The sequence below is a fragment of the Thermus hydrothermalis genome (assembly GCF_022760925.1).
Classification (GTDB): domain Bacteria; phylum Deinococcota; class Deinococci; order Deinococcales; family Thermaceae; genus Thermus; species Thermus hydrothermalis.
Genome location: NZ_JAKTNT010000002.1, coordinates 110,508 through 134,401 on the forward strand (window position 1 = coordinate 110,508; position 23,894 = coordinate 134,401).

18 protein-coding genes are annotated in these 23,894 nt (G+C 67.4%); 6 read left to right on the forward strand and 12 right to left on the reverse strand.

All coding sequences use genetic code 11. The features are described 5' to 3' along the window. Nucleotides 1-4: 4 nt before the first annotated feature. The 9 genes from L0C60_RS01810 to L0C60_RS01850 form a co-directional block, all read right to left on the reverse strand. Nucleotides 5-853: an alpha/beta fold hydrolase gene (locus L0C60_RS01810; RefSeq protein WP_234504462.1), complete on the reverse strand. Its 849-nt coding sequence runs from the start codon at nucleotides 851-853 to the stop codon at nucleotides 5-7. Further along, nucleotides 823-1,062: a hypothetical protein gene (locus tag L0C60_RS01815; protein ID WP_234504464.1), complete on the reverse strand. Its 240-nt coding sequence runs from the start codon at nucleotides 1,060-1,062 to the stop codon at nucleotides 823-825. Before L0C60_RS01815 ends, L0C60_RS01810 begins: the two co-directional genes overlap by 31 nt. Beyond that, on the reverse strand, nucleotides 1,059-1,637 hold the full coding sequence (locus L0C60_RS01820) for a fuculose-1-phosphate aldolase (protein ID WP_234504467.1): 579 nt from the start codon (nucleotides 1,635-1,637) through the stop codon (nucleotides 1,059-1,061). The genes L0C60_RS01815 and L0C60_RS01820 overlap by 4 nt, the downstream gene beginning before the upstream one ends. A gap of 57 nt (nucleotides 1,638-1,694) precedes the next feature. Further along, nucleotides 1,695-6,269 carry a DNA-directed RNA polymerase subunit beta' gene (gene rpoC, locus L0C60_RS01825; RefSeq protein ID WP_234504470.1) on the reverse strand — a complete coding sequence of 1,525 codons (4,575 nt, stop codon included), beginning with the start codon at nucleotides 6,267-6,269 and terminating at the stop codon, nucleotides 1,695-1,697. 11 nt (nucleotides 6,270-6,280) lie between these two features. Next, nucleotides 6,281-9,637: a DNA-directed RNA polymerase subunit beta gene (gene rpoB / locus L0C60_RS01830; protein WP_234504472.1), complete on the reverse strand. Its 3,357-nt coding sequence runs from the start codon at nucleotides 9,635-9,637 to the stop codon at nucleotides 6,281-6,283. A gap of 192 nt (nucleotides 9,638-9,829) precedes the next feature. Further along, the gene (gene aspS / locus L0C60_RS01835; protein ID WP_234504475.1) at nucleotides 9,830-11,098 is read right to left on the reverse strand and encodes an aspartate--tRNA(Asn) ligase; all 1,269 of its coding nucleotides are present in this window, start codon (nucleotides 11,096-11,098) and stop codon (nucleotides 9,830-9,832) included. Nucleotides 11,099-11,209: 111 nt separating this feature from the next. Next, entirely contained in the window at nucleotides 11,210-11,509 is a 300-nt protein-coding gene (locus tag L0C60_RS01840; protein WP_234504479.1) for a hypothetical protein, read from the reverse strand. Beyond that, complete coding sequence (locus L0C60_RS01845) at nucleotides 11,496-12,812, reverse strand: phospholipase D-like domain-containing protein (RefSeq protein ID WP_243092429.1); 1,317 nt, start codon at nucleotides 12,810-12,812, stop codon at nucleotides 11,496-11,498. The genes L0C60_RS01840 and L0C60_RS01845 overlap by 14 nt, the downstream gene beginning before the upstream one ends. After that, complete coding sequence (locus L0C60_RS01850; RefSeq protein WP_234504485.1) at nucleotides 12,797-13,549, reverse strand: TatD family hydrolase; 753 nt, start codon at nucleotides 13,547-13,549, stop codon at nucleotides 12,797-12,799. The genes L0C60_RS01845 and L0C60_RS01850 overlap by 16 nt, the downstream gene beginning before the upstream one ends. Before the next feature lie 78 nt (nucleotides 13,550-13,627). Between L0C60_RS01850 and L0C60_RS01855 the strand changes: the two genes are divergently transcribed. Further along, on the forward strand, nucleotides 13,628-14,614 hold the full coding sequence (locus L0C60_RS01855) for a lipocalin family protein (RefSeq protein WP_234504487.1): 987 nt from the start codon (nucleotides 13,628-13,630) through the stop codon (nucleotides 14,612-14,614). Nucleotides 14,615-14,659: 45 nt separating this feature from the next. Next, entirely contained in the window at nucleotides 14,660-15,313 is a 654-nt protein-coding gene (locus tag L0C60_RS01860; RefSeq protein ID WP_243092430.1) for a flavodoxin family protein, read from the forward strand. On the opposite strand, the gene tsaB is transcribed toward L0C60_RS01860, so the two are convergent. Further along, nucleotides 15,310-15,858, reverse strand: a complete 549-nt coding sequence (gene tsaB, locus L0C60_RS01865) for a tRNA (adenosine(37)-N6)-threonylcarbamoyltransferase complex dimerization subunit type 1 TsaB (RefSeq protein WP_234504491.1) — start codon at nucleotides 15,856-15,858, stop codon at nucleotides 15,310-15,312. The genes L0C60_RS01860 and tsaB overlap by 4 nt on opposite strands. Before the next feature lie 31 nt (nucleotides 15,859-15,889). Between tsaB and L0C60_RS01870 the strand changes: the two genes are divergently transcribed. From L0C60_RS01870 to L0C60_RS01885, 4 genes are read left to right on the forward strand one after another with little or no spacing between them, the layout of a single operon-like run. After that, complete coding sequence (locus tag L0C60_RS01870) at nucleotides 15,890-17,083, forward strand: carbohydrate ABC transporter permease (RefSeq protein ID WP_243092431.1); 1,194 nt, start codon at nucleotides 15,890-15,892, stop codon at nucleotides 17,081-17,083. 49 nt (nucleotides 17,084-17,132) lie between these two features. Further along, on the forward strand, nucleotides 17,133-18,266 hold the full coding sequence (locus L0C60_RS01875; RefSeq protein ID WP_234505148.1) for a carbohydrate ABC transporter permease: 1,134 nt from the start codon (nucleotides 17,133-17,135) through the stop codon (nucleotides 18,264-18,266). Nucleotides 18,267-18,319: 53 nt separating this feature from the next. Further along, nucleotides 18,320-19,570, forward strand: a complete 1,251-nt coding sequence (locus L0C60_RS01880) for an ABC transporter substrate-binding protein (RefSeq protein WP_234504496.1) — start codon at nucleotides 18,320-18,322, stop codon at nucleotides 19,568-19,570. Nucleotides 19,571-19,622: 52 nt separating this feature from the next. Beyond that, the gene (locus L0C60_RS01885) at nucleotides 19,623-21,485 is read left to right on the forward strand and encodes an aldehyde ferredoxin oxidoreductase family protein (RefSeq protein WP_234504498.1); all 1,863 of its coding nucleotides are present in this window, start codon (nucleotides 19,623-19,625) and stop codon (nucleotides 21,483-21,485) included. On the opposite strand, the gene L0C60_RS01890 is transcribed toward L0C60_RS01885, so the two are convergent. After that, the gene (locus L0C60_RS01890) at nucleotides 21,456-22,130 is read right to left on the reverse strand and encodes a DUF58 domain-containing protein (RefSeq protein WP_234504501.1); all 675 of its coding nucleotides are present in this window, start codon (nucleotides 22,128-22,130) and stop codon (nucleotides 21,456-21,458) included. The two genes, L0C60_RS01885 and L0C60_RS01890, sit on opposite strands and share 30 nt — an antisense overlap. After that, complete coding sequence (locus tag L0C60_RS01895; RefSeq protein WP_234504504.1) at nucleotides 22,127-23,887, reverse strand: adenosylcobalamin-dependent ribonucleoside-diphosphate reductase; 1,761 nt, start codon at nucleotides 23,885-23,887, stop codon at nucleotides 22,127-22,129. The genes L0C60_RS01890 and L0C60_RS01895 overlap by 4 nt, the downstream gene beginning before the upstream one ends. Between the last annotated feature and the right edge of the window lie 7 nt (nucleotides 23,888-23,894).

A 23,894-nucleotide genomic window follows, 5' to 3' on the forward strand; every position in this document is an offset into this window, starting at 1 on the left:
TAGTCTACCACCCTTGGGGGGCGAGGACCTGGGCGAGGGCGGCGCGGAAGGCCTCGCCGAAGGCCTCGGGGGCGTCTATCCAGGGGTAGTGCCCGGCTCCCGGCACCACGCGGATGGGCGCCCTAAGGCGCTCCGCCACCTCCTCGGCGTAGGGGTAGCTGGTGCCGTCCCGCTCCCCCACCACCACCGCCAGGGCTTTGGAGGAGGGGGTGAGGTAGGGGGTGTAGTCCAGGCGCCAAAGCCCGTTCCGCAGGAAGGCCAGGGCGGGGGTGTCGGGCCCGAGGATCCCCGAGCCCTCCGCCAGCCACTCGTACTCCATGCGCCCCCTGGGGCTTGGGAACATGAGCCGGTCAAAGAGGAGCTTGGGCTCGGCCTTTTCCAGGGCGGCCTTGAGGTTTTCCTCGGGGTCTTCCCCTGGGGTGAGGCCCGCCGCCTCCGCCAGGCGGGCGGCAAGCCAAGGGAAGCTCACCCAAGGCCCAAGGAGCAGGGCGCCTTCCGCCTCGGGGTAGCGGCGGAGGACCTCCAGGGCCACCACCGCCCCGAAGCCGTGGGCCAGGAGGCCGAACCGCTCAATCCCCAAAGCCTCGGCCAGGGCCAGGGTGTCCTCCACCAAGGCGTCAACGGTGAAGAGCCTGGGGTCTTGGGGAAGCTCCAGGCTCCGCCCCGAGCCCCGCTGGTCAAAGTAGACCACGCGGAAGCCTTCCAGGTAGTCCTGGAGCCCTTCCCGGAGGACGTAGGCGTTGCCCCCGGGGCCCCCGTGGAGGACCAAGAGGGCGGGGGCGTGCTCGTCCCCCACGTCCTCCACGTAAAGCTCCGCCTCCCCTACGGGGATGTAGCCGATTTCTTCCCGCATCCCCTATAGACTACCCCATCCTCCAGGGTAAAGGCCCAGACCCGAGCCCCCGGGAGGCCTTCCGCCAGGGCCTGGGCCTCCTCCGAGGCCCCGAAGACCTCCAGGAGAAAGACCCCTTCCCCCGCCAGGAGCCAGTAAGGGTGGGGAAGCTTCTGGGCCAGGGCCTCCAGGGCCTTCCGGTCCTTGGCCTCCACGAAAAGCACCCTCATCCCTTCCCCCAAAGCCGATGGTAAAGGAGGACCTCGGCGCTTTCCTCCAGGGTGGTGAGGAGGCTATAGGCCTCTAGAAGGGCCTCTTCCGGCTTCTCCTTGGTTCCCTTGGCGAAGGCCCCGTGCCCCTTGAGGAGGCAGACGGGGTGGTCCCGCAGGGCCTCGGCCACCGCTAGGGCCGCCTCTTCCGTGGCGGAGGTGGTCTTGGGGGAGAGGACGGGGACCTCCTTGAGGTAGATCTGGCCCTCGAGGTCCAGGGGCACAAGTCTTTCCAAGCTTAAGGAAAGGGCCACCGCCACCCGAGGGTGGGCGTGGGCCAGGGCCACGGCGTCCGTGCGCCGGTAGACCTCGCGGTGGATGATGCTCTCCACGCTGGCGCCCGGGGGAAAGGGGCCCTCCAGGGGCACCTCCACGAGGTCCTCCGGGGTAAGCCGCGCCTTCTGCACCCCGCTTTTGGTGATGAGGAAGCCCTCCTTGGTGCGGGCGGAAAAGTTGCCGGCGGTGGCGGAGATGAGGCGCTGGGCGAAGAGGTCTTCCCCCACTTGGCGGAAGGCGGTGTAGAGCCTAGCCAGCATGGCCCCATTATGCGGGAAAAGGCGGCGGGAAAGCCCCGCCGCCCCATAAGCCCGTCCTTAAGCCTGCTTGCCCGGCTGCTCCCGGCGGGGGATGCGGCGGGCAGGGGCCTCCTTGGTGGCCTCCACCGCTTCTTTGCGGGCCTCCTCCAGGGCCTTCAGCGTCTTTTGGTCCACCACCTGGGTGAAGCGCACGAAGTCCGAACCGGTGCCGGCGGGGATCAGGCGGCCCAGGATGACGTTTTCCTTGAGGCCGATGAGCTCGTCCTTCTTCCCGGCGATGGCCGCCTCGGTGAGGACGTGGGTGGTGTTCTGGAAGCTGGCGGCGGAAAGCCAGCTCTTGGTGGAGAGGGCGCTCTTGGTCACCCCCATGAGGAGGGGCTTCCAGGCCACCGGGGTCTTGCCCTCGGCGATGAGCCTTTCGTTCAGGGCCTCCACGTCCCACTTCTCCAGGACCTGGCCTTCCAGGAGGCGGCTATCCCCGGGGTCGGTCACCTCCACGTACTTGAGCATCTGCCGCACCACGATCTCAATGTGCTTGTCGTGGAGCTTCACGCCCTGGGCCCGGTAGACCTTCTGGATCTCGTCCACCAGGTAGCGCTCCACCGCCTCGGGACCCTTGGCCTCGAGGAGCTGGTGGGGGTCAATGGCCCCGCGGGTGAGGGGCTGGCCCGCCTCCACGTAGTCCCCGTCCTTCACCACCAAGCGGGCGTCCTTGGGGAGCTTGTACTCCTTGGCGAAGCCTTCGGACTCCACGAAGACGGAGAGCTTGTCCTCGGTTTCCTCAATGCGCACCACCCCGTCAATCTCGGAGATGACCGCCTTGGCCTTGGGCCTGCGGGCCTCAAAGAGCTCAATGACCCGGGGCAGACCCTGGGTGATGTCCGTGCCCGTGGCCACGCCGCCCGTGTGGAAGGTGCGCATGGTGAGCTGGGTGCCGGGCTCCCCGATGGACTCCGCCGCCACCACGCCCACCGCCTCGCCGATGGACACGGGCCGGGCCATGGAGAGGTCGTAGCCGTAGCACTTCTGGCAGACCCCGTAGCGGGTCTGGCAGGTGAGGGGGCTCCGCACCGGCACCTCCTTGATCTCCCCGGCTTCCGCCCCCTTGATGAGGAGGTTCACGTCCTCCATGGAGAGGTAACGCCCCTCTTCCAGCCGTACCCCCTGCACCTCCACCTCCCGGGCCAGGACCCGGCCATAAAGCCCCGCCTCAATGTCCGAGCGCTTCCTCAGGCGCAGGGAGCGGGTCACCTCGTCGGGCTGGAAGAGGGGGACGGAGATGTAGTTGGTGGTGCCGCAGTCCGCCTCCCGCACCACGATTTCGTGGGCCACGTCCACCAGCTTGCGGGTGAGGTACCCGGAGTCGGCGGTCCTAAGGGCGGTGTCCGCCCCGCCCTTCCGCGCCCCGTGGCTAGAGATGAAGTACTCCAAAACCGTGAGGCCCTCGCGGAAGGAGGAGCGCACGGGCACCTCAAAGGTTTCCCCCGAGGGCTTTTGCATGAGGCCCCGCATGCCGCAAAGCTGGCGGATCTGCTGCGGGTTACCCCGGGCCCCGGACTGGGCCATCACGTAGAGGGGGTTGAAGGGGTAGTTCTCCTCAAAGTTCTTGAAGACCGCCTGGGTGACCTTTTCCGTGGTTTCCGTCCAGAGCTGGATCACCTGGTCGTACCGCTCCCGGTCCGTGAGGAAGCCCATCTCGTAGGCCTGCTCAATCTGGCGGAGCTTGCGGTCGGCCTCCTCCAGGTACTTCTGCTTCTCTGGCGGGATCACGGCGTCGTCAATGCCGATGGTGATGCCGCTCGTGGTGGAAAGGGTGAAGCCGTAGTACTTGAGGGCGTCCAGAAGCCGGGCCGTTTTCTCAATGCCCAGGCGCAGGAAGGACTGGTAGACCAGGTCCTTGAGGGAGTTCTTTTCCTGGGGGACGTCCATCTGCAGGAGCTCCTGGGCCACCTTCTCGTCCCCCACCGCCTCGCCCACGATGCGGGCGAAGAGGATGCGGCCCGGGCTCGTCTCCAGCCGCTTGCCCAGGTAGCGCACCGTGACCACGTCCTGGAGGTCCAAAAGCCCGTGGGCCACGGCCAAAAGGGCCTCGTCGGGGTTGGCGAAGATGAACTTGAGCCGGCCCACGCTGGTTTCCTTGCCCGCCACCTTGATGGGGGCGTTCAGAGCCACCTCGCCCCGTTCGTAGGCGGCCAGGGCCTCCTCGGGGGTGGCGAACTCTAGGCCCGCCCCCTTCTTCTCCCGCCGCACCTGGGTGATGTAGTAAAGCCCCAGGATGATGTCCCGGCTGGGCTTGGCCAGGGGCTCGCCGGAGGCGGGGGAGAGGAGGTTGTGGGCGGAGAGCATCTGGATGCGGGCCTCCGCCTGGGCGAAGGAGGAAAGGGGCACGTGCACCGCCATCTGGTCCCCGTCAAAGTCGGCGTTGAAGGCCTCGCAAACCAGGGGGTGGAGCTGGATGGACTGCCCTTCCACCAAGACGGGCTGGAAGGCCTGGATGCCCAAGCGGTGCAGGGTGGGGGCCCGGTTCAGGAGGACCACCTTCCCGTGGATCACCTCCTCCAGGGCGTCCCACACCTCGTCCTTGATGTCCCGTTGCCGCTCCAGCATGCGCCTCGCCGCTTTGACGTTGGGGGCGATGCCCTTTTCCTCCATCTTCTTGAGGAGGAAGGGCTTGAAGAGCTCCAGGGCCATGCGCTTGGGCAGGCCGCACTGGTGAAGCTTGAGCTGGGGGCCCACCACGATCACCGAGCGGCCCGAGTAGTCCACCCGCTTGCCCAAGAGGTTCTGCCGGAAGCGGCCCTGCTTGCCGGAGAGGATGTCGGTGAGGCTCCGCAAGGGGCGGTCGGAGCCGGGGTTGGTCACAGGGGCCCCGCGGCGGCCGTTATCGATCACGGCGTCCACCGCCTCCTGGAGCATGCGCTTCTCGTTGCGGATGATGATCTCCGGAGCCCCTTGGGCGAGGAGCTTCTTCAGGCGGTTGTTGCGGTTGATGAGGCGGCGGTAGAGATCGTTGAGGTCGCTGGTGGCGAAGCGGCCCCCGTCCACCTGGACCATGGGGCGGAGGTCCGGGGGCAGGACGGGGACGGCCTCGAGGATCATCCACTCGGGGCGGTTGCCGGAGTCCAGGAAGGCCCGCACCACCTCGAGGCGCTTCCGAGCCTTGGCCCGGCGGGCCCGGGAGGGGTGCTTCATCTCCTCCAGGAGTTCCTTCTCCAGCTTCTCCAGGTCCAGCTCCTTGAGGAGGGCCTGGATGGCCTCGGCCCCCATCCGGGCGTCAATGTCGTAGGACTCCACCACCCGCACCACGTTGCGGACCAGGTCCACCTCCACCCGGCCATAGATCTCGCTCTTGACCTTGCCCCCGTCCGCCAGCACGTCCCCGGGGGCTACCCGGTCCCCGGTGGAAACCTCCACGTCGTCCTCAAAGGGGTAGAGCTTGGCCTTCATCACCACGATGCTGGCGGGCTCGTGCAGGTGGACCACGCCTTCGGCCTCGGCGATGACCTCCTCCTCGGGGTCAATGGCGGCCACGATCTTGTCCCCCGCCTCCACCTTGGCCCCCTCCGGCACCACCACGTTCATGTGGGGGGCCACCCGGTACTCCTTGGGCTCGGTCCACTCCAGGGAGAGGGTGAGGTAGACCTGGTCCCCTTCCTCTTCCGCCCCCACCACCTTGGCGTGCATGTGGCGGGGTAGGCGCAAAAGGCCCTTGCCTTCCGCCAGGGGCTGGCCCACCTCCACGATCTCCCCGTGCACCACCTGGGGGGCAAGCCCCACGGGGAGGAAGTAGCGGGCCACGGGCTCCTCGTCTTGCAGGAGGGTGAGGAGGTAGCCTTCCTGGAGTTCCTTAAGCTCCACCACCCCCTCTTCCTCGGCCCGGAGGAGGTAGGGCTCGGGGAGCTCCGCCAGGATCTCCCCGGGCTTGTAGGCCTCCTTCTCCACCCAGGCGGCGAGGGGCAGGCGCAGGGCGGCCCGTTCCTTCTTCAGGTAGTCCACCACCACCCGGCGGGGGAAGCGGTAAAGGGCCACCCCGTCCATCCGGCTCACCACCCCGGGGGCGAGTTCTTGGCCCTTCACCACCTCCTCCCCGTCCTTCACCAGGGCGTCCACCCCCGCGGGCAAGGGGTAGGTTTCCTGCTTGCCGTAGCGGAGCTCCCGGTACTCCTCGTCGCTGAGGAGCTGGCGCTTCTCCACGGGGACGCCGTTCAGGATGGCCCCCTTGGGGTCTAGGACGATGTACTTGCTGAAGTAAAGCACCTGCTCCAGCTCGGTGGCGGAGAGGTCCAAGAGGGTGCCGATCTTGGAGGGTACGTCCTTGACGAACCAGATGTGGGCGGCGGGGGTGGCGAGCTCAATGTGCCCCATGCGGTAGCGGCGCACGATGCTCTTGGTCACCTCCACGCCGCAGCGCTCGCAGACCTTGCCCTCAAAGCGCTGGCGCTTGTACTTGCCGCAGGCGCACTCGTAGTCCTTGATGGGGCCGAAGATGCGCTCGTCAAAGAGGCCGTCCCGCTCGGGTTTGAGCGTGCGGTAGTTGATGGTTTCCGGCTTCTCCACCTCCCCGTAGCTCCAGGAGCGGATCTTCTCCGGGGAGGCCAGGGCAATGCGGACCTTGCGGACTTCCTTTTTCATCTTTCCTCCAGTTAGCGCTTGGATGCCAGCCCCTCAAAGATGTCCACGGGGTTGTCCTTCTCGTCCAGGGTCTGTACGTCCAGGGCCAGGGCTTGCAGCTCCTTCACCAGGACGCGGAAGGACTCGGGCACGCTGGGCTCGGGCACGTCCTCACCCTTGATGATGGCCTCGTAGGCGGCGTTCCTGCCTTCAATGTCGTCGGACTTGATGGTGAGCATCTCCTGCAGGGTGTGGGCGGCCCCGTAGGCCTCGAGGGCCCACACCTCCATCTCGCCGAAGCGCTGGCCGCCGAACTGGGCCTTGCCGCCCAGGGGCTGCTGGGTGATGAGGGAGTAGGGGCCGGTGGAGCGGGCGTGCATCTTGTCCTCCACCATGTGGTAGAGCTTCATGATGAACATCTGCCCCACCACGATGGGCCCCTCAATGGGCTCGCCGGAGCGGCCATCGTAGAGGACCACCTTGCCCTGCATGAAGAGTTCCTTGAGTTGCTCCTCGGGGCTTAGGCCAGGGCTCACCAGGCCAAGTTTTTCCGCCCGGGCCAGGACCTCCCGCTCCCGCTTGTCTACCCCGAAGCCCTCGGCCTTCCGCTTGCCGAAGTAAAGGTCAAAGGCCTCGGCCAAGAGGGCTTTGATCTCCGGCTCCGTGGCCCCGTCAAACACCGGGGAGATGTAGCGCTGGCCCAGGAAGTAGCCCGCCAAGCCCAGGTGGGTTTCCAGGATCTGCCCCAGGTTCATCCGGCTGGGCACGCCCAAGGGGTTCAGGATCACGTCCACGGGGGTGCCGTCCGGCAGGTGGGGCATGTCCTCCACCGGGAGGATCTTGGCCACCACGCCCTTGTTGCCGTGGCGGTTGGCCAGCTTATCCCCCACCTGGAGCTTGCGCTTTTGCGCCACGAAGACCCGCACCACCTCCCGCACCCCGGGCTTGAGCTCCACCCCTGGATCCCCCCGCCTGAGGCGCAGGGTGCCCACCACGATGCCCCCTTCCCCGGGGGGCACCCGCAAGGAGGTGTCCTTCACGTCCCGGGCTTTCTCGCCGAAGATGGAGCGGAGGAGGCGCTCTTCGGGCGAAGGCTCCTGCTCGCCTTTGAAGCTGGTGCGGCCCACCAGGATATCGCCGGGTTTGACCTCGGCGCCGATGCGCACCACGCCTTCCTCGTCCAGGTCGCGCAAGGCGGCCTCGGAGAGGTGCGGGATGTCCCGGGTGATGCGCTCGGGGCCCAGCTTGGTGTCCCGGGCCTCTATCTCGTAGCGCTCAATGTGGATGGAGGTGTAGAAGTCCCGCTTCAGGAGCTCCTCGCTGATGACGATGGCGTCCTCAAAGTTGTAGCCGTCAAAGGGCATGATGGCCACCAGGACGTTCTGCCCTAGGGCCAGGAAGCCCCCCTCCGAGGCGGGGCCGTCCGCTAGGAGGTCTCCCTTCTTTACCCTTTGCCCCACCACCACCCGGGGGCGTTGGTCCAGGGCGGTGCCCTGGTTGGAGCGCACGAAGCGGCGCAAGGGGTGCTCCACCAGGCGGCCATCGGCGTAGCGCACGGTGATGCGGCGCCCATCCACCGCCACCACCTCGCCGTCCTCCTCGGCGTAGAGGGCGGCCAAGGAGTCCCGCACCACCCGCTCCTCGAGGCCCGTCATCACCACGGGGGCCTGGGCGCGGATCAGGGGCACCGCCTGGGTCTGCATGTTGGAACCCATCAGGGCCCGGTTGGCGTCGTCGTGCTCCAGGAAGGGGATGAGGTTGGTGTTCACGGAGAAGACCTGCTTGGGGGAGACGTCCATGAACTCCACCTCCTCCGGGCTCACGATGACGGGCTCCCCCCGCCTCCGCGCCACCACCCGGTCCGTGGCGATGCGGCCTTCCTCCACGGGGGTGTTGGCCTGGGCGATGGTGTAGCGGTCCTCCTCCGTGGCGGTCATGTAGACCACCTCGTCCGTCACCACCCCGTTCACCACCCGGCGGTAGGGGGTGCGGATGAACCCGAGCTCGTCCACCCGGGCGTAGGCGGCCAAGGAGGTGATGAGGCCGATGTTGGCCCCTTCCGGGGTCTCCACCGGGCAGATGCGGCCGTAGTGGGTGCGGTGGACGTCGCGCACATCAAAGCCCGCCCGCTCCCGGGTGAGGCCGCCAGGCCCCAAGGCGGAGATCCTCCGCTTGTGGCGCAGGGAGGAGAGGGGGTTCGTTTCGTCCTTAAACTGGGAGAGCTGGCTGCGGCTGAAGAACTCCCGGATGGCGGCCTCGAGGGGCCGGTTGTTCACCAGCTTGGCCGGGGTCAAGGTGTCCCCACCCATGACCATGCGCTCCCGCACCCCGCGGGCCAGGCGGCTTAGGCCCACCCGGAACTGGTCGGCCATGAGCTCCCCCACGGTGCGGATGCGCCGGTTGCCCAGGTGGTCAATGTCGTCCACCTCGTGGCCCGGCGCCCCTGCGGTGAGGGCGAAGAGGTAGCGGAGGGTGGGCAGGAAGACCTCGTCCTTGAACTCCCCGTCCTCAAAGCGGGCCAGGGTGCGGCCCGAAAGGCGGATGCCAAGCTTCTCCTCGGCCTTGTACCGCCCCGCCTCCCCCAGGTCGTAGCGCCGGGGGTCGGCCAGGAGGCCGTAGAGGTAGGCCAAGGCCTTGTCCTTCTTGGGCGGGTCCCCGGGGCGGAGCAGGGTGAAGAGGCGCACCAGGGCTTCCTCGGGGCGCATGGAGAGCACCGCCTCGTCCAGAAGGCCTTGCACCAGGTCCCCGTAGGCCCCAAGCTCCCGGTTCAGGGTTTCGGCATCGTACCCCAAGACCCGGAGGAGCAGGACCAGGGGGAACTTGCGCTTGTTGACCTTCATGGAGACGGTGCCGTTTGGTTCCAACTCTAGGTCAATCCAAGGCCCCCGCTTGGGCAAGGGGATGATGCTGGCGATGTACCGCCCGGGGCGGGCGGGGTCTGGGGTGAAGTACACCCCGGGGGAGCGGTGGATCTGGGAAACGATGACCCGGTCAGCCCCGTTGATGATGAAGGAGCCGTCCTCGGTCATCAGGGGGATGTGGCCCAAGAAGACCTCGTCCTCCTTGATAAGCCCCGTGTCCTTGTGGATGAGCTGGAGCCGGGCGTAAAGGGGGGCCTGGTAGGTGAGGTCCTTCTGCCGGCACTCATCGGGTGGGAAAGGCGGCTCGCCGATGCGGTACTCCAGGAAGTCCAGGACCAGGCCGCCCTTGCCCTTGTCTCCTTCCTCAATGGGGAAGGTCTCCTTGAAGGCCGCCTGGATGCCCACGTTCTCCCGCTTTTCCGGGGGCACGTCGGCCTGAAGGGCCTTTTTGTAGGAAGCCACCTGGATTTCCGTAAGGGGAGGAAGGGGAATGACCTCTCGGATGCGACCGAACCGCTTAATCTCCATGCGTCACCTCAAAGGGGTAAGCGGGCCGCCCGAGGTAAGCTAACAGGGTTCTTCCGCAAGGGGAGCGCCCCTTGCGGTGGCTGGTTCTTACCGTGCTCCCTTGGCCCGACCAAAGAGCACAAACTCTACCTTACCCCAAAAGCACTTTCCCGTCAACTTAGGACGGGTGCTTTCCCTTAGCAAGCCGTTGGGCTAAGGGGTAAGCCGGTGCCGGTCCCGGGGGAAGGCCCGGGCGTAGCGCACGTTGGGCAGGCCGAGGAGCTTTTGCGTGAGCCGCTCCGCCCCGATGGCGAAGCCCCCGTGGGGGGGCATGCCGTACTTGAAGACCTCCAGGTACCCCTTGAAGCCCTCGGGGTCCATGCCCTTGGCCTTAAGGCTTTGCAAGAGCTCCTCGTACAGGTGGATGCGCTGGCCCCCTGAGGTGATCTCCAGGCCGCGAAAGAGGAGGTCAAAGCTCCGGGTGGTGCCGTCGGGCTCGGGGTAGGTGTAGAAGGGGCGCACCGCCCTTGGGTAGCGGGTGAGGAAGAGCCAGTCCGTGCCCCAACGCTCCTTGGCGTACTGGCCAAGGAGCCTTTCCGCCTCCTCGGAGAGGTCCTGGCCGGCGGGGTAGCCCAGCTCCTCCTTCAGGATGCGCCGGGCCTCGGCCAGGGTCAGGCGGGGGATGTCCTTGGGGAAGGAGGGCCACTCGGCCCCAAGGAGCCGGATCTCGTTCCCGGCAGCGGTGAGGGCTTCTTCCAGCATCTCCTGGAGGAGCGCTTCCTCCAGGCGCATGAGGTCTTCCTCGCCCTCAATGAAGCCCATCTCCACGTCCAAGGAAAGGTACTCGTTCAGGTGGCGGCTCGTGTTGTGCTCCTCCATGCGCCACACCGGGGCCACCTCGTAGACCCGCTCAAACACCCCCACCATGATCTGCTTGTAGAGCTGGGGGGACTGGGCCAGGTAGGCCCTTTGCTCAAAGTAGTCCACGCCGAAGAGCCCCGACCCTCCCTCGGCCCCGGCCCGCACCACCTTGGGGGTGAAGATCTCGGTGAAGTCCTGCCGGTCCAGATAGCGGCGGAAGCCCCGCACCAAGGCGGCCTGCACCTTGAGGGGGGCGCGGGCCTTTTCCCCCCTAAGGGTCACGTAGCGGTATTCCAGGAGGGTGTCGGGGTGGGCCCGCCACTCCTCCTTGGGGATCTCCACCGGGGTGGGTTCCAGGGCGGGGGAGAGGACCTCAAGGTCCTGGGCCTGGACCTCGAGGCCCCCCGGGGCCTTGGGGTTTTCCACCACCACCCCCCGCACCCGCAAGGAAGACTCGGGCAGGGGAAGCTTTCTTCCCCCCGTAACCACCTGCACCACCCCGCTTCGGTCCCGGAGGAGGAGGAACTGCACCTTGCCCAGGTCCCGCCGCCAGTGGAGAAAGCCCAAAAGCTCCACCTCCTCGCCCACGTGCCGCTTCAGGTCCTTCACCAGTACGCGCATCCTTCCCTCCTAAGCGTTTGCCCCCCCGGCCATGGGGGACCGGGGGGGCCAGGTGCACCGCCCCCCAGCTAGCCGTTGTTAAGAAGGCGCGGGCGCATGTTGGGCCTAAGTTTAGGAGGTTTCCCTTGGGAGGTCAAGTTGCTCAAAGGCCAAGACGAGCTCGGGAAGCCGCTCGGGTTCGGCCACGGCGAAGAAGTTCTCCTCCAGCTCCAGCCGGGCCGCCCACTCCCCTGCCACCCCGGCCAGGGTCCTGGGGCCCGCCTCCTCCCGGAGGAAGCGGCGCCTCCGAAGCCGTAAATCCCCTCCTTCCCCGTAGAAGACCTGGTAGACCACCCCGCCCCGGCGCTTTTCCGCATACCACCCCCCCTCAATGGGGCTCACCTCGTAGCCCAGGGCTTTAAGGGCTTCCATCCAGGACCTCCAGGGCCTCGGGGCTTTCCAGGACGATCTCGTAATACCCGGCGTAGAGGACGATGCGCCCCTTGGCCCGCACCCGCTTGCCCAGGTAGCTTTGGGGGAAGGGTTGCTGGAAAAGCCCATAGTTACGGGGGAAGGCCACCAGGCGCAGGTCGCTTTCCCCCGTGCCGAAGTGGAGGAAGGCCACGGTGCCCCGGTCCTCCACCCGCTGGATGACCCCTTCCACCCGGGCCACCCGGCCGAAATGCTTCGGGGCCTCCTGCCAGGGGATGACGCCTTCCACCTCGGGGAGGGCGAAGGGGTTTTCCTCTAGTCCCGCCTGGAAGTCCTTCTCCAGGGTGGCGAGGAGGCGGGCGAAGGCCTCGGGGGCCTCCTTGCGGGCAAGGAGCACGGCGAGCTCCCGGTTGGCGTTCAGGGAGTTGGCGCTCAGGTTCAGGCTTCCCAAAAGGGCCACCTCCCCGTCCTTGACCAGGACCTTGGCGTGGACATAGGGGTCGGGGAGGAAGCGCACCTCGGCCCCCGCCGCCTTGAGCGCCTCCGCCCCCGCCAGGAAGTAGGTGTCCCCGGGCTCGGCGGGGCTTCCCACCAGGCGCACCTTTACCCCCCGGGCCAGGGCCTCCTTCAGGGCCGCCACCACCTCGGGGTCCGCCATGGCCTGGTGTTCCAGGAAAAGCTCCTTCTTGGCCCCCTGGATGAGGGAGAGGAGGACCTCGCGGGCGTTGCCCTCCTTGACCCCGCCCAGGGTGCGGCTTGGGGCCCAGACGAGGAGGGAGCGGGAGAGGTCTAAGCGCTCCCCCTTCCAGTCCGCCTCAAAGACCCGGGCCACCTCGGCCACCTGCTTGGGGTCGTCCAGGATGAGGGCGTATTCCCGGTTGGCGCCGAAGGAGCTTCCCGTGAAGTTCATCGTCCCCACCCAGGCCCACCACCGGTCCACCACCACGCTCTTCTCGTGGACGAAGACGAAGCGGAAGGGGGTGGTGAGGCGCACCTCCACCCCCCGGTCCTTCAGGGCCTGGTAGACGGCGAGGTCCACCCGCCCGCCCGCGGGCTCCCGCTCCAGGAGGACCCGTACCCTAACCCCCCGGGCCGCCGCCTCGCCCAAGGCCTCCACCAGGTCCATGCGGCTTGGGGTCCAGAGGTAGACCTTGACCAGGATCTCCTCCCTGGCCGAACGGATGAGGTCCAGAAGGGGCTTTACCCCGTCCTCGGGCTCCACCACGAGCCGGGGGGCCGCCAGGGCGGCGAGGAGGAAAAACGCTAGGGCAAAAAGAAGCCTGCGCATCACCACCCAAAGCATACCTGGGCGTTATGGTCCGTGAGGGCCTCCGCCTCGGCGAAGCTAAGCCCCCGCACCTCCGCAAGCCGCGCCAGGGTGAAGCGGACGTAGTGGGGGCGGTTGCGCTTGCCCCGGTGGGGCTCGGGGGGGAGGAAGGGGGTGTCGGTTTCCACCAGGAGGCGGTCTAAGGGGAGGCGCTTCGCCACCTCCCTTAGGGCCTCGTTCTTCTTGTAGGTGAGGGGGCCTGCCAGGCTGAAGTAGGCCCCCACCTCGAGGCCCGCCCGCTCCAAGGCGGGGTGGCCCCCGAAGGCGTGGAGGACCACCCGCTTGGGGCGGTGGAGGAGGAGCCAGGCGGCGAGGTCCTCCTCGGCGCTCCCGTCCTTGCTCCGCACGTGGAGGACCAGGGGAAGCCCCCTTTCCTCCGCCAAGGTCGCCTGGAAGTCCAGGGCCCTTCCCTGGGCGGCCTTGGTTTCCGGCGTCCAGTAGTAGTCCAGGCCCGTTTCCCCGATGGCCCGCACCCGTTCGTGGCGGGCGTAGTGGCGGAGGGCCTCCTCCACCTCGGGGGAGAGGAGCTGGGCGCTCGTGGGGTGGAGGCCGAGGGCGGCGTACACGTTCCCTTGGGCCAGGGCCAGGGTTTTCTCCCAGCGGCCCGGGTCCACCCCGAGGGTGAGGACGGCCCGGAGTTCCGGGAGGTGGGCCTTCACCTCCGCTAGCTCCTCGGGCTCCAGGAAGTCCAGGTGGGCGTGGGTATCGGTCACGGGGATAAGCTTAGCCCAAGGGCCCTGTTGCCGGGGCCACGCCCGCCCCTTCCCGTCCCGGTAGGCTAAGGAGAGGCTATGAAGCGGTTGGCCTTTCTCGCCCTTCTCCTTCCCGCCTGCGCCCCCGCCCTTTTGGGGGTGGACCCCGAAAGGCTTCCCGACCCCAAGGACTGGGACCCGAGGCCCGCTCCCCTGGAGTGGTGGTACGCCTCGGGCCATGCCGAGCCCTACGCCTTCCACTTCGCCTTCTTCAAGGCCTACGCCCCTCCCTCCTACCGCATCCTGGGCTTGCCGGGAAGCCTCTTTGGCGCCTTCCACGCCGCCCACCTGGCCCTCACGGACCTGCGCACGGGGGAAAGGCGCTTTTTGGAGGTTTCCGACCAGGACCTCCTGGCCCCCCGGGGCCGGGCGGAGCCGGGGCCCAGGCTGGAGGTGGGGGGGTGGCGCCTGGAGCGGGAAGGGGAAGGCTTCCGCCTCTTGGCGGGCCCCCTCGAGCTCCTTCTCCTCCCGGAGAAGCCCCCCGTGGTCCACCCGCCCGGCTACTCGGGCACGGCGGAAACGGGGCGGATGTACTACCAGTCCTACACCCGGGCCCGGGCCGCGGGCAGGATTCTCGGGGAAAAGGCCGAAGGGGAGGCCTGGCTGGACCACCAATGGGGGGAGCAGCTTTCCGGGGTCCAGGCCACCTGGGACTGGTTCGGCCTCCACCTTTCGGACGGCTCCGAGCTCATGGCCTACCAGGTGAAGGACGCCCGGGGCCGGGTGGTCCAGGTCCTGGGAAGCCTTGTGGACCCCTTGGGGCGGGTTGAGGCCCTGGACCTCGCCTTCGTCCCCTTGGAGGCTTGGCGAAGCCCCTCGGGCCGGACTTACACCCTTTCCTGGCGCCTCGAGGGCCCGGCGGTTTCCCTAACCCTCAGGCCCCTCTTCCGGGAAGGGGAGATCCTCTCCCGCACCACCCGGGTGGCCTACTGGGAAGGCCCCGTGGCGGGGGAGGGGAGGCTTAGGGGCTACCCCGTGCGGGCCCGGGGGATGGGGGAGTTCGTGGCCGGGGCCTTCCGCCCGTAAATGCGCGTGCTATACTAAAAGAGGTTTAGTGCGTGGGTGATATTTATGGGCTTACGCGTGCTCGGCGTCAACGCATCGGCACGGACGGACGGGTTTACGACGGAGCTTTTGGACGAGGTTTTGGAGGCGGCCAGGCGCAAGGGCGCCACCACGGAGCGCCTGGACTTGGTGAAGCACCCCTTTCCCTTATGCGTGGGGAACTACTCCCAAGACCCTTCCTCCTGCGGCCCCGAAACCTGCGTGCAGGGGCCTTGGGACGGGTTTGGCAAGGTGGCGGAGCGGATCCTGAACGCCGACGCCGTGGTCTTCGCCACCCCCGTGTACTGGTTTAGCGTTTCCGCCCGGATGAAGGCCCTCCTGGAGCGGATGACCTCCATGGAGAACCAGGGGCTCTTGAACCTGGGCAAGCCCATGGCCCTCCTGGCGGTGGCCGAGGAGGAGGGGGCGAGCCAAGCCTTGGCCCAGATGCTCCTGCCCCTTTCCTACATGGGCTTCGTCCTTGCGCCCCTGGGCCTCGTCTATGCCCACCGGCGGGGGCTTGCCACCTTTAAGGAGAACCCGGAACTGGTGGAGGACGCCCGCATCGCCGGGGAGAACCTGGTCCTCCTGGCGGAAAGGCTTAGGGGGGCCCCCTTCCAGGAGCCCCCTCCCAGCTACACCTACCGGGTTCCCCGCCTCCCGGGGGTGGCCGCCGACTAGAGGTAAAGGGGCTCCACCCCTTCCTGGGCGAAGGGGAGGAGCTCGTAAAGGGCCCGGGGGTCAGGGGGCGGGTCCAGGAGGAGGCCCGCTTGGGGAAGCTCCTCCGCCTTGAGCTTTCGGGGCGGGGCTAGCTCCAAGGGCTTCCCCTCCCGCTTGGCGTAGGTGGCCCCGTAGTAGAGCCGGTTCCTGGCGGTGAAGAGGGGGGTGAGGGGCGGCCCTCCTTCCGCCAAGAAGGGCCAAGAGGCGGCGAGGAGGGAGCTAACCCCATAGACCCGGGCCCCTTGGGCCAAGGCGATGCCAAGCCCCGCCGCCAGGGCGATGCGGAGGCCCGTGTAGGAGCCTGGGCCCGTGCCCAAGACCAGGGCGCCGATCTCCTCCTTTTTCGCCCCCGCTTCGGCCAATACCTCGTCCAGGAGGCCAAAAAGCGCCTCCTCGTGCCGCCTTCCCAGGCGCACCACCCGGCCCACCCCCTCTTCCCCCCGGAAGGCGCCCAGGGCCAGGTAGGGGGTGGCGGTGTCCAGGGTCAGGGTCCACACAAGCCCCATCCTAAAGGGGGTTGGTATACTCCGGCACGGGATGCGGGGGTACCCGTTGCACCTTCTCCTCTCCTTTGGGGTCCTTTGGGCCTTGGCGGTGCTGGCGGAAAGGCTCGGCTTTGCGCCGGCCTTTTTGGTTCCCCTTGGGGCTTTGGCCTATGGCGGTTTGGCCCTTTACGGCCTCCGCTTTGGCCTCCGCCATGCGCTTTTGCTTTTGGGGCTTCTCGCCCCCTGGTTTCCCTGGGCTTCCGTCCTCGTCCCCCTCGCCTTCGCCCTCCTCTTTGGCCGGCGCATGGGGGAGAAGGAGCAGGCGGCCTTTTACGGGTGGGCTTTGGTCTGGCCCGCCCTGGCCCTTCTCTTGGTCTGGCAGGTCTTTCCCACCTTTTACGCCTTTTACCTGAGCCTTTTTGAGAAGGTGAACTTCCTGCGCCCGGCGGCGTTCGCTGGGCTTGAGAACTACCAGATCCTCCTTAGGGACCCGCTCTTTTGGCGGGCTTTGGGCAACACCTTCTGGTACGTGCTCTTCACCGTGCCCACAGGGCTTCTCCTGGCCACCGCCATCGCCATCCTCTTGAACACGGGGGTGGCCTTCCAGGGGTTTTACCGCACGCTTTACTTCCTCCCCTACATCACCGCCCTCACGGCGGCGGCGGCGGTGTGGCGGTGGATCTACCACCCGGAGTTCGGTTTTCTCAACTGGCTTCTCGGCACCCCGGGCCTGGACTGGCTCAACACCCCCACGGGGGTCTTTGCCCTTCTCCTTAGGCCCCTGGGCCTCGAGCCCCAGGGCTTTTGGGCGGGGCCGAGCCTGGCCTTCGTGGCGGTGATGGCCATGAGCGTCTGGCACTTCCTGGGGTACCAGGTGGTGATCCTTTTGGCGGGGCTTCAGGCCATCCCCAAGGAGTACTACGAGGCGGCGGCGCTGGACGGGGCCAACTTCTTCCAGCAACACCGCCTCATCACCTGGCCCCTCCTTTCCCCCACCACCTTCTTCCTCTTCACCCTGGGGGTGATCGGGGCCTTCCAGGTCTTCACCCAGGTCTACGTCCTCACCCCCACGGGGGGGGTCTTGCAGGACACCCTGACCCTGGCCTTTTACCTCTACAACAAGGGCTTCCGCGATTCCGACTTCTCCTACGCCAGCGCCATCGCCATGGTGACCTTCCTGATCATCCTGGTCCTTACCCTGGTGCAGCGGCGGGTCTTGGAGCAGCGGGTGAACTATGAGGTTTAGGATTTCCACCTTCTTGGTCCACGTTCTTCTCCTGGCAGGGGGGCTCTTGATGGCCTTCCCCTTCTACTGGATGCTGGCCACGAGCCTCAAAAGCCCCCAGGAGGCCCTCCAGGCCAAGCCCATCTGGGTGCCGGAGAGGATGAGGCCGCAGAACTGGGTGAAGGCGGCAAGGCTTGGGGATAGCCCCTTGTGGGGGGGCTTGGGCCCTGGGCGGAGCGTGGAGCTTGCCTTCCCGGGGGAGGAGGAAAAGCCCCCCAGGGCCTTCGTGCCCCGAACCCCGGGGGCCTTTTTTGACCCGGTGGCGGACGGGACCCGGGTGGAGGTGGCCTACCGGGAAGGGGCTTGGCGGATCCGCCTCACCAACGCCACGGAAGGGGCCTTCCGGGTCCTGCCCTTGGTGGTCCTTTGGCCCAAGGAGGTGCCCCTTTCCCCGCCCTTGCCCCCCGACGCCCTCCGCTCCCAGGGGGAGGCGTGGCGGCTGGAGTGGGTGAACGCCGTGCCCGGGGCCTTGGGGTACGTGTTCCACAACTACCTCGAGGCCTGGCGGGCCGCCCCTTGGGGCCGGTACTTCTTCAATAGCTTCTTCACCGCCCTGACCCAGGTGGCGGTGGGCCTTTTCCTGGCGGCCTTGGCCGCCTTCGCCCTGGCCCGGGTGCCCTTCCCGGGCAAGGAGGGGGTCTTCGTCCTCATCCTGGCCACCATGATGGTGCCGGGGGAGGTCCTCCTCATCCCCAACTACGTCCTCTTGGCCCGGCTCGGCTGGCTGGACACCTACTACGCCCTGATCGTGCCCTGGCTGGCCTCCGTCTTCGGCATCTTCCTCCTTAGGCAGTTTTACCTCTCCTTGCCCCAGGACCTCTTTGACGCCGCCCGCATAGACGGGGCCGGGTACCTCACCCAGCTTTTCCGCATCGCCTTGCCCCTTTCTTTGCCGGGGCTTGTGTCCTACGGCATCTTCACCTTCCTGGGGGCCTACAACGCCCTCCTCTGGCCCCTCATCGTCACGCAAAGCCCAGAGATGCGCACGGTGCAGCTCGGCCTCCAGGCCTTCGTTTCCGAGGCGGGCTCGGACTACGGGGCCTTGATGGCCGCAAGCACCTTCGTCATCCTCCCGGTCATCCTGGGCTACTTCGTGGCCCAAAGGCAGTTCATCCAGGGCATTGCCCGCTCGGGGCTCAAGTAGCTGACCCTGTTCTGACGCCGGGCGGTATACTCCTATGGGAGGTGTAGAGGCGTATGAAGAAGGTATTACCGCTTGTAGCCCTTCTAGGGCTCGCCCTGGCCCAGCAGGCCAAACCGGAGGACGTCATCAAGGAGCAGTGCGCCAAGGCCAGGGTGGTGGCCGAGCTCTGGCACGGCTTTACCGGCGGGGCCCCGAAGCTCGCCTTGGAGAACCTGGTGGTGGAGTTCAACAAGACCCAGCAGGGCCGTTGCGTCCGCCCCGTGCCCCAGGGGGGGTACCGGGACCTCTCCACCAAGATCAAGGCCGCCTTCGCCGCCGGGAAGGTGCCGGCCATGGCCCAGGCCTACGAGAACAACATCGCCCTCTACCTGGAGGCCAAGGCCCTCTTGCCCATTGAGTCCTTGGGGGTGAAGCTCCAAGGGGTGAACCTCACCTTCCTGAACGCCGTGCGCTTCGGGGGCGTGGTCTACGGGGTGCCCTTCAACAAGAGCATCCAGGTCCTCTACTACAACAAGGACCTCCTGAGGAAGCACGGGGCCAAGGTGCCCACCACCCTCGAGGCCTTCGTCTCCCTGAGCAAGCGGCTTTCCCAAGCGGAAGGGGGCCCCGTGTACTGGTTCCAGCCCGACGCCTCCACCTTCGCCTACTTTTTCTTCAACCTGGGGGGCAGTTACCTAAAAGACGGCAAGCTCGTCCTGAACTCCAAAGAGGCGGTGGAGGCCCTCACCCTCCTGCAGAACGGGGTGAAGGAGGGCTGGGCCAAGGCCATCACCTCCGGCTACATCAACCAGAACCTGGGCTCCGGCCCTTACGCCTTCAGCGTGGACACCTCCGCCGGCTACACCTACTACCGCCAAGGGGCCAAGTTTGACCTGGGGGTGGCCACGCTTCCGGGGAGCAAGGGGCAGGCGGGCTTTGGCCTGGTCCAGGGCACCAACCTGGTGGTCTTCCGCCAGGCCTCCAAGGAGGAGCAGGCGGTGGCCAAGGACTTCCTGCAGTTCGTCCTAAGCCCCAGGGCCCAGGCGGTCTTCGCCACGGCCACGGGGTACGTGCCCGTGACCGAGGCCGCCCTCAAGGACCCCGTCTACCAGAGCTACGTGGCCGAGAACCCGGACTACGCCACCATCGTCCGGCAAAGCCGCTACGCCAAGTTTGAGCCCGCCTTGGCCGAGTGGGAGCAGATCCGCTTTGACATCCTGGGCCAGGCCATCAAGGAGGCCATCCTGAACAAGGTGGACCCCAAGGCGGCCCTGGACAAGGCGCAGAAGCTCGCCGAAGACCTCCTTTCCGGAAAGACCCGCTAGGCCAAAAGCGCTTAGGCCGCCCGCCCCAAGGCGGGCGGTTTAAACTTAGGGCATGCCCAAGGGATACCATGACCGCGTGGCCTTCGTGGACCTCACCACGGGGCGCATCTGGTACGAAAGCTACGGTGAGGGCTTTTGGCGCCGGTGCCTGGGGGGTAGGGCCCTTGCCGCCTACCTCCTCCTCAAGCACGTGCCCAAGGGGGCGGACCCCCTGGGACCGGAAAACGCCCTCGTCTTCGCCCCCGGGGTCCTCACCGGCACCCCCATCTCCGGCTCGGGGCGGAACACCGTGGCCGCCAAGAGCCCCTTGACCGGCGGGTACGGGGACGCCGAGGGGGGCGGCTTCTTCGGGGCTGAGCTGAAGAACGCCGGGCTGGACGCCCTGGTGGTCTTGGGCCAGGCGGAAAGCCCCGTCTACCTGCACGTGGAAGGGGGGGAGGTGGCCATCCACCCTGCCCCCCACCTTTGGGGCAAGGACCCCTTGGAGGTGGAGGCCCTCCTCAAGGAGGCGCACGGGGGGAATACCCGCATCGCCCAGATCGGCCTGGCGGGGGAGAACGGGGTCCTCACCGCCAACGTGATCCACGACCTGGCCCACTTCGCCGGCCGGGGAGGCTTGGGGGCGGTGATGGGGGCGAAGCGCCTCAAAGCGGTTTCCGCCCGGGCAAGGAAGGAAACCCTTCCCCCCTACCACGACCCCGCCCTCCTCAAGGAGCTTGCCCGGCGCATGGCCAAGGAGCGCATGGAGCGGGCGGCGGGCCTGGTCACCATGGGCACCGTGGGCACGGTGAAGCCCTTTAACCTCCGTGGGGTCCTTCCGAGCCACAACTTCCTGGATGGCTTCTTGGAGGGCGCCGAAGCCCTGGACGGCACCAGCCTGGACGCCCTGGGCATCCGCATCGGCCGGGACACCTGCTACGCCTGCGCCATCCGCTGCAAACAGGTGGTGAAGATTGAGGGCACGGGCAAGTACGACGTGCGCCCGGAATACGGGGGGCCGGAGTACGAGGGGCTTGGGGCCCTGGGCTCCACCTGCGGGGTCACCGACCCCTACGCCGTGACCAAGGCCAACACCCTCTGCAACCAGTACGGCCTGGACGTGATCGGGGTGGGGGTGACCATCGCCTGCGCCATGGAGGCGGTGGAGAAGGGCTATTTGGACGATGAGGGCCTGGGCCTCCGCTTCGGCAACGGGGATGCCCTCATCGCCGCCATTGAAAAGCTCGCCCGCAAGGAGGGGCGGCTTGGGGCCCTTTTGGCCCTAGGGGCGAAGCGCTTGGCGGAGGCCCTTGGCCACCCCGAGCTCGCCATGCACGTGAAGGGGCAGGAGGTGCCCATGCACGACCCCCGGTACAAGCGGGCCCTGGGGGTGGGCTATGCCCTTAGCCCCACGGGGGCGGACCACAACCACAACCTCCACGACACCGCCTTCGCCAAGGAGGGGAAGGCCCTAAAGGAGCTCCGCTTCTACGGGGAGGAGTTCCCGCCCTTGCCCATAGAGGACCTTTCCGAGACCAAGATCCGCATGCTCTGGACCAAGACCCGGGAGCGGGGCTTCGTGAATAGCCTAGTGCTTTGCGACTTCGTGCCCTGGACCCCCGAGGAGTGGCAGGAGGCGGTTTACGCCGCCACGGGCTGGCGCCTTACCCCCGAGGAGATGCTGGCGGTGGGGGAGAGGACCTTGCAGCTCACGCGCCTCTTCAACCTGCGGGAGGGGATCTCCCCGGAGGAGGACCGGCTTCCCGAGCGCTTCTTCCAACCCTTCCGGAAAGGGAACCTCGAGGCCCGGCTGGACCCGGTGGCCTTCCGGGAAGGGGTTTTGGCCTACCGCCGGCTTGCAGGGTGGGAGGAGGGCGTGGACCCCAAGCGGCTTGCCGCCTTGGGCCTAGAGGAGTTCCAAAACGCCTTGGCGTAGGAGGGCGGGCAGGGGCGGTTCCCCCACCCTGAGAAGGGCGTACCTGCCCCGGAGGAGGGCGAGGAGGCGGAGGGCCTGGAGGTGCTTCGCCAGGGCTTCCCGGTAGGCCTCCACCTCCTTCTTCCCCACCAGAAGGGCCTCCCCCGTTTCCACGTCCCTTAGGAAGGCTTCCCCGAAGGGCGGCTGGAGTTCCTCGGGGGAGAGGACCTGGACCAGGACCACCCGCCGGGGGAGGAGCCTCGCCCAGGGCAAGGGGTCCAGGCCGTCCGTGAGGAGGACCAAGGTCCCCCTCCCCGCCCCCCAGGCCCCGGGCATCCCCCGCTTTAGGCGGGCCAGAGGGTCCTCCTGCCGGGCGATCCGGAGGAGGAGGGAGGCCACCTCCTCGGCGTAGGCCAGCTTCCCGTGAAGGCGCATGCTCTCGCTTTCGTCCAAGTAGAGGCGGAACCGGGCCCTTTCGGGGGCGGTTTCCAGGCGGGTGTAGAGCCTTCCCGTCTTGGCGTAGGCCCGCCAGTGGACCCGGCGCACCTCGTCCCCGGGGGCGTAGGGGCGAAGCTCAAAGAACTCCCCTCCAAAGCCCTTCCTCCGGGCAAGCCGCTCCCCGGGGTAGGGGAGGTAGGGCTTGGTGGCGAGGCGGTAGCGGGTCATGCCGGCTGGCAGAAGGTGCAGACCCCCACGGGGGGCAAGGGTTCCATGACCTCCTCCCGGCTTCCCTCCCGGAAAACGGTGATCCCCTTGCACCCCTCCTTCCAAGCGGTGAGGAAAAGCCTTTCCACCACCTCCTTGGGGGTTTCCTTGGGCAGGTTCACCGTGGAGGAGATGCTTTGGTCCACGTGGCGTTGCAAGGCGGCCTGGAGGCGCACCCTTTGGAAAGGGTCCACGGTGTGCGCCGTGGGCCAGTCGGGGATGCCGCCTTTTGTGGCCTTGCGGTAGCGTTTAAGGAGGGGGTGCTCTGCCAGGAAGACCTCTCCCCCGGCGTGGCGGAGGTAGGTGAGGGCGAAGATGGGCTCAATGCCGCCCGTCACCCCGGCCAGGATGGAGATGGAGCCCGTGGGGGCGATGGAGAGGAGGGCGGCGTTCCTTAAGCCCTTTTCCACCTTCTGGATGAGGGCTTCGGGGAGGGCCTGGATGAAGGGGCTTTTGAGGTGTTCCCGGGCGTCAAAGGCGGGGAAGGGGCCCTTCTCCTGGGCCAGCCGGGCGCTTTCCTCGTAGGCCGCCTCCTTGATGCGGCGCATGACCTCCTCGGCAAGGCGGAGGGCTTCGTCCCCGCCGTAGGGGAGGCCCAGCATGGCCAGCAGGTCGGCGAGGCCCATGACCCCAAGCCCGATGCGGCGGCTTCTTAGGGAGGCTTCCTTCTGGGCCGCTAGCGGGTGGCGGTTCTTGCCCAGGTCCACCACCAAGTCCAAAAAGCGCACCGCAAGCCGGGTGGCCTCCTCGAGGGCGGCGTAGTTCAAGGAGGCTTGGGGGGTGAAGGGAGCCTTTACGAAGGCGGCCAGGTTTAGGCTCCCTAGGTTGCAGGCCCCGTAGGGCTCCATGGGCACCTCGCCGCAGACGTTGACGCCTTGCACCTCCGTCCCCCCGTACTGGGCCGTGGCCCAGGTGCGCACCCGGTCCCAGAAGAGGAGGCCGGGCTCGGCGCTATTCCAGGCGGCCTCCACCAGGGCTTCCCAGGCCTCCTTGGCCCGGATTTCCGCCCGGATTTCTTCCCTGGGCGTGGTGAAGGAAAGCCGCCAGGGCTCGTCGGCCAGGGCGGCTTCCAGGAAGGCGTCCGTGGCCCTTAGGGAGAGGTTGGCGTGGCGGATCCTCGTGCGCTCGGGGTCGGTTTTGGCCCTGAGGAAGTCCAGAAGCTCGGGGTGGGTGTCGGAGAAGGTGAGCATGAGGGCACCCCTTCGCCCCCCGCTTGCCCCCATGACCCCGGCCAGGGTGGAGAAGAGCTCCATGAAGCTCACCGCCCCCGAGCTTTCCACCCCGGCGTTGCCTACCTTGGCCCCCTTGGGGCGGAGGACGTCGGCGTTGGTGCCCACCCCGCCCCCGTAGGCGAAGGTGCGCATGGCCTCGTCCAGGAAGCGGGCGATGCCCTGCACGGAGTCTTCCCGGATGGGGAGGAAGTAGCAGTTGAAAAGGGTGCTTTTCCGCCAGTTGCCGAGGCCGAAAAGGATCCTCCCCCCGGGAACGAAGCGGAAGTCCTGGAAGAGCCAAAGGTAGGCTTCCTCCATCCCCCGGTCCACCCGGGCGGCGTGGCGGGCGAGGCGGCGCCATAGCTCCGGGGGGGTGGCCTCGAGGGGCCGCCCCTCCCTGTCCCTCAGGGCGTAGCGCTTGAGGAAGACGCTCGCCCGAAGGTCGTCCCCTTCAAAGAACTCCAGGGCGAGCCGGTAGGCTTCCTCTTCCCGGTAGGGCTTGGGCACGCCCTTA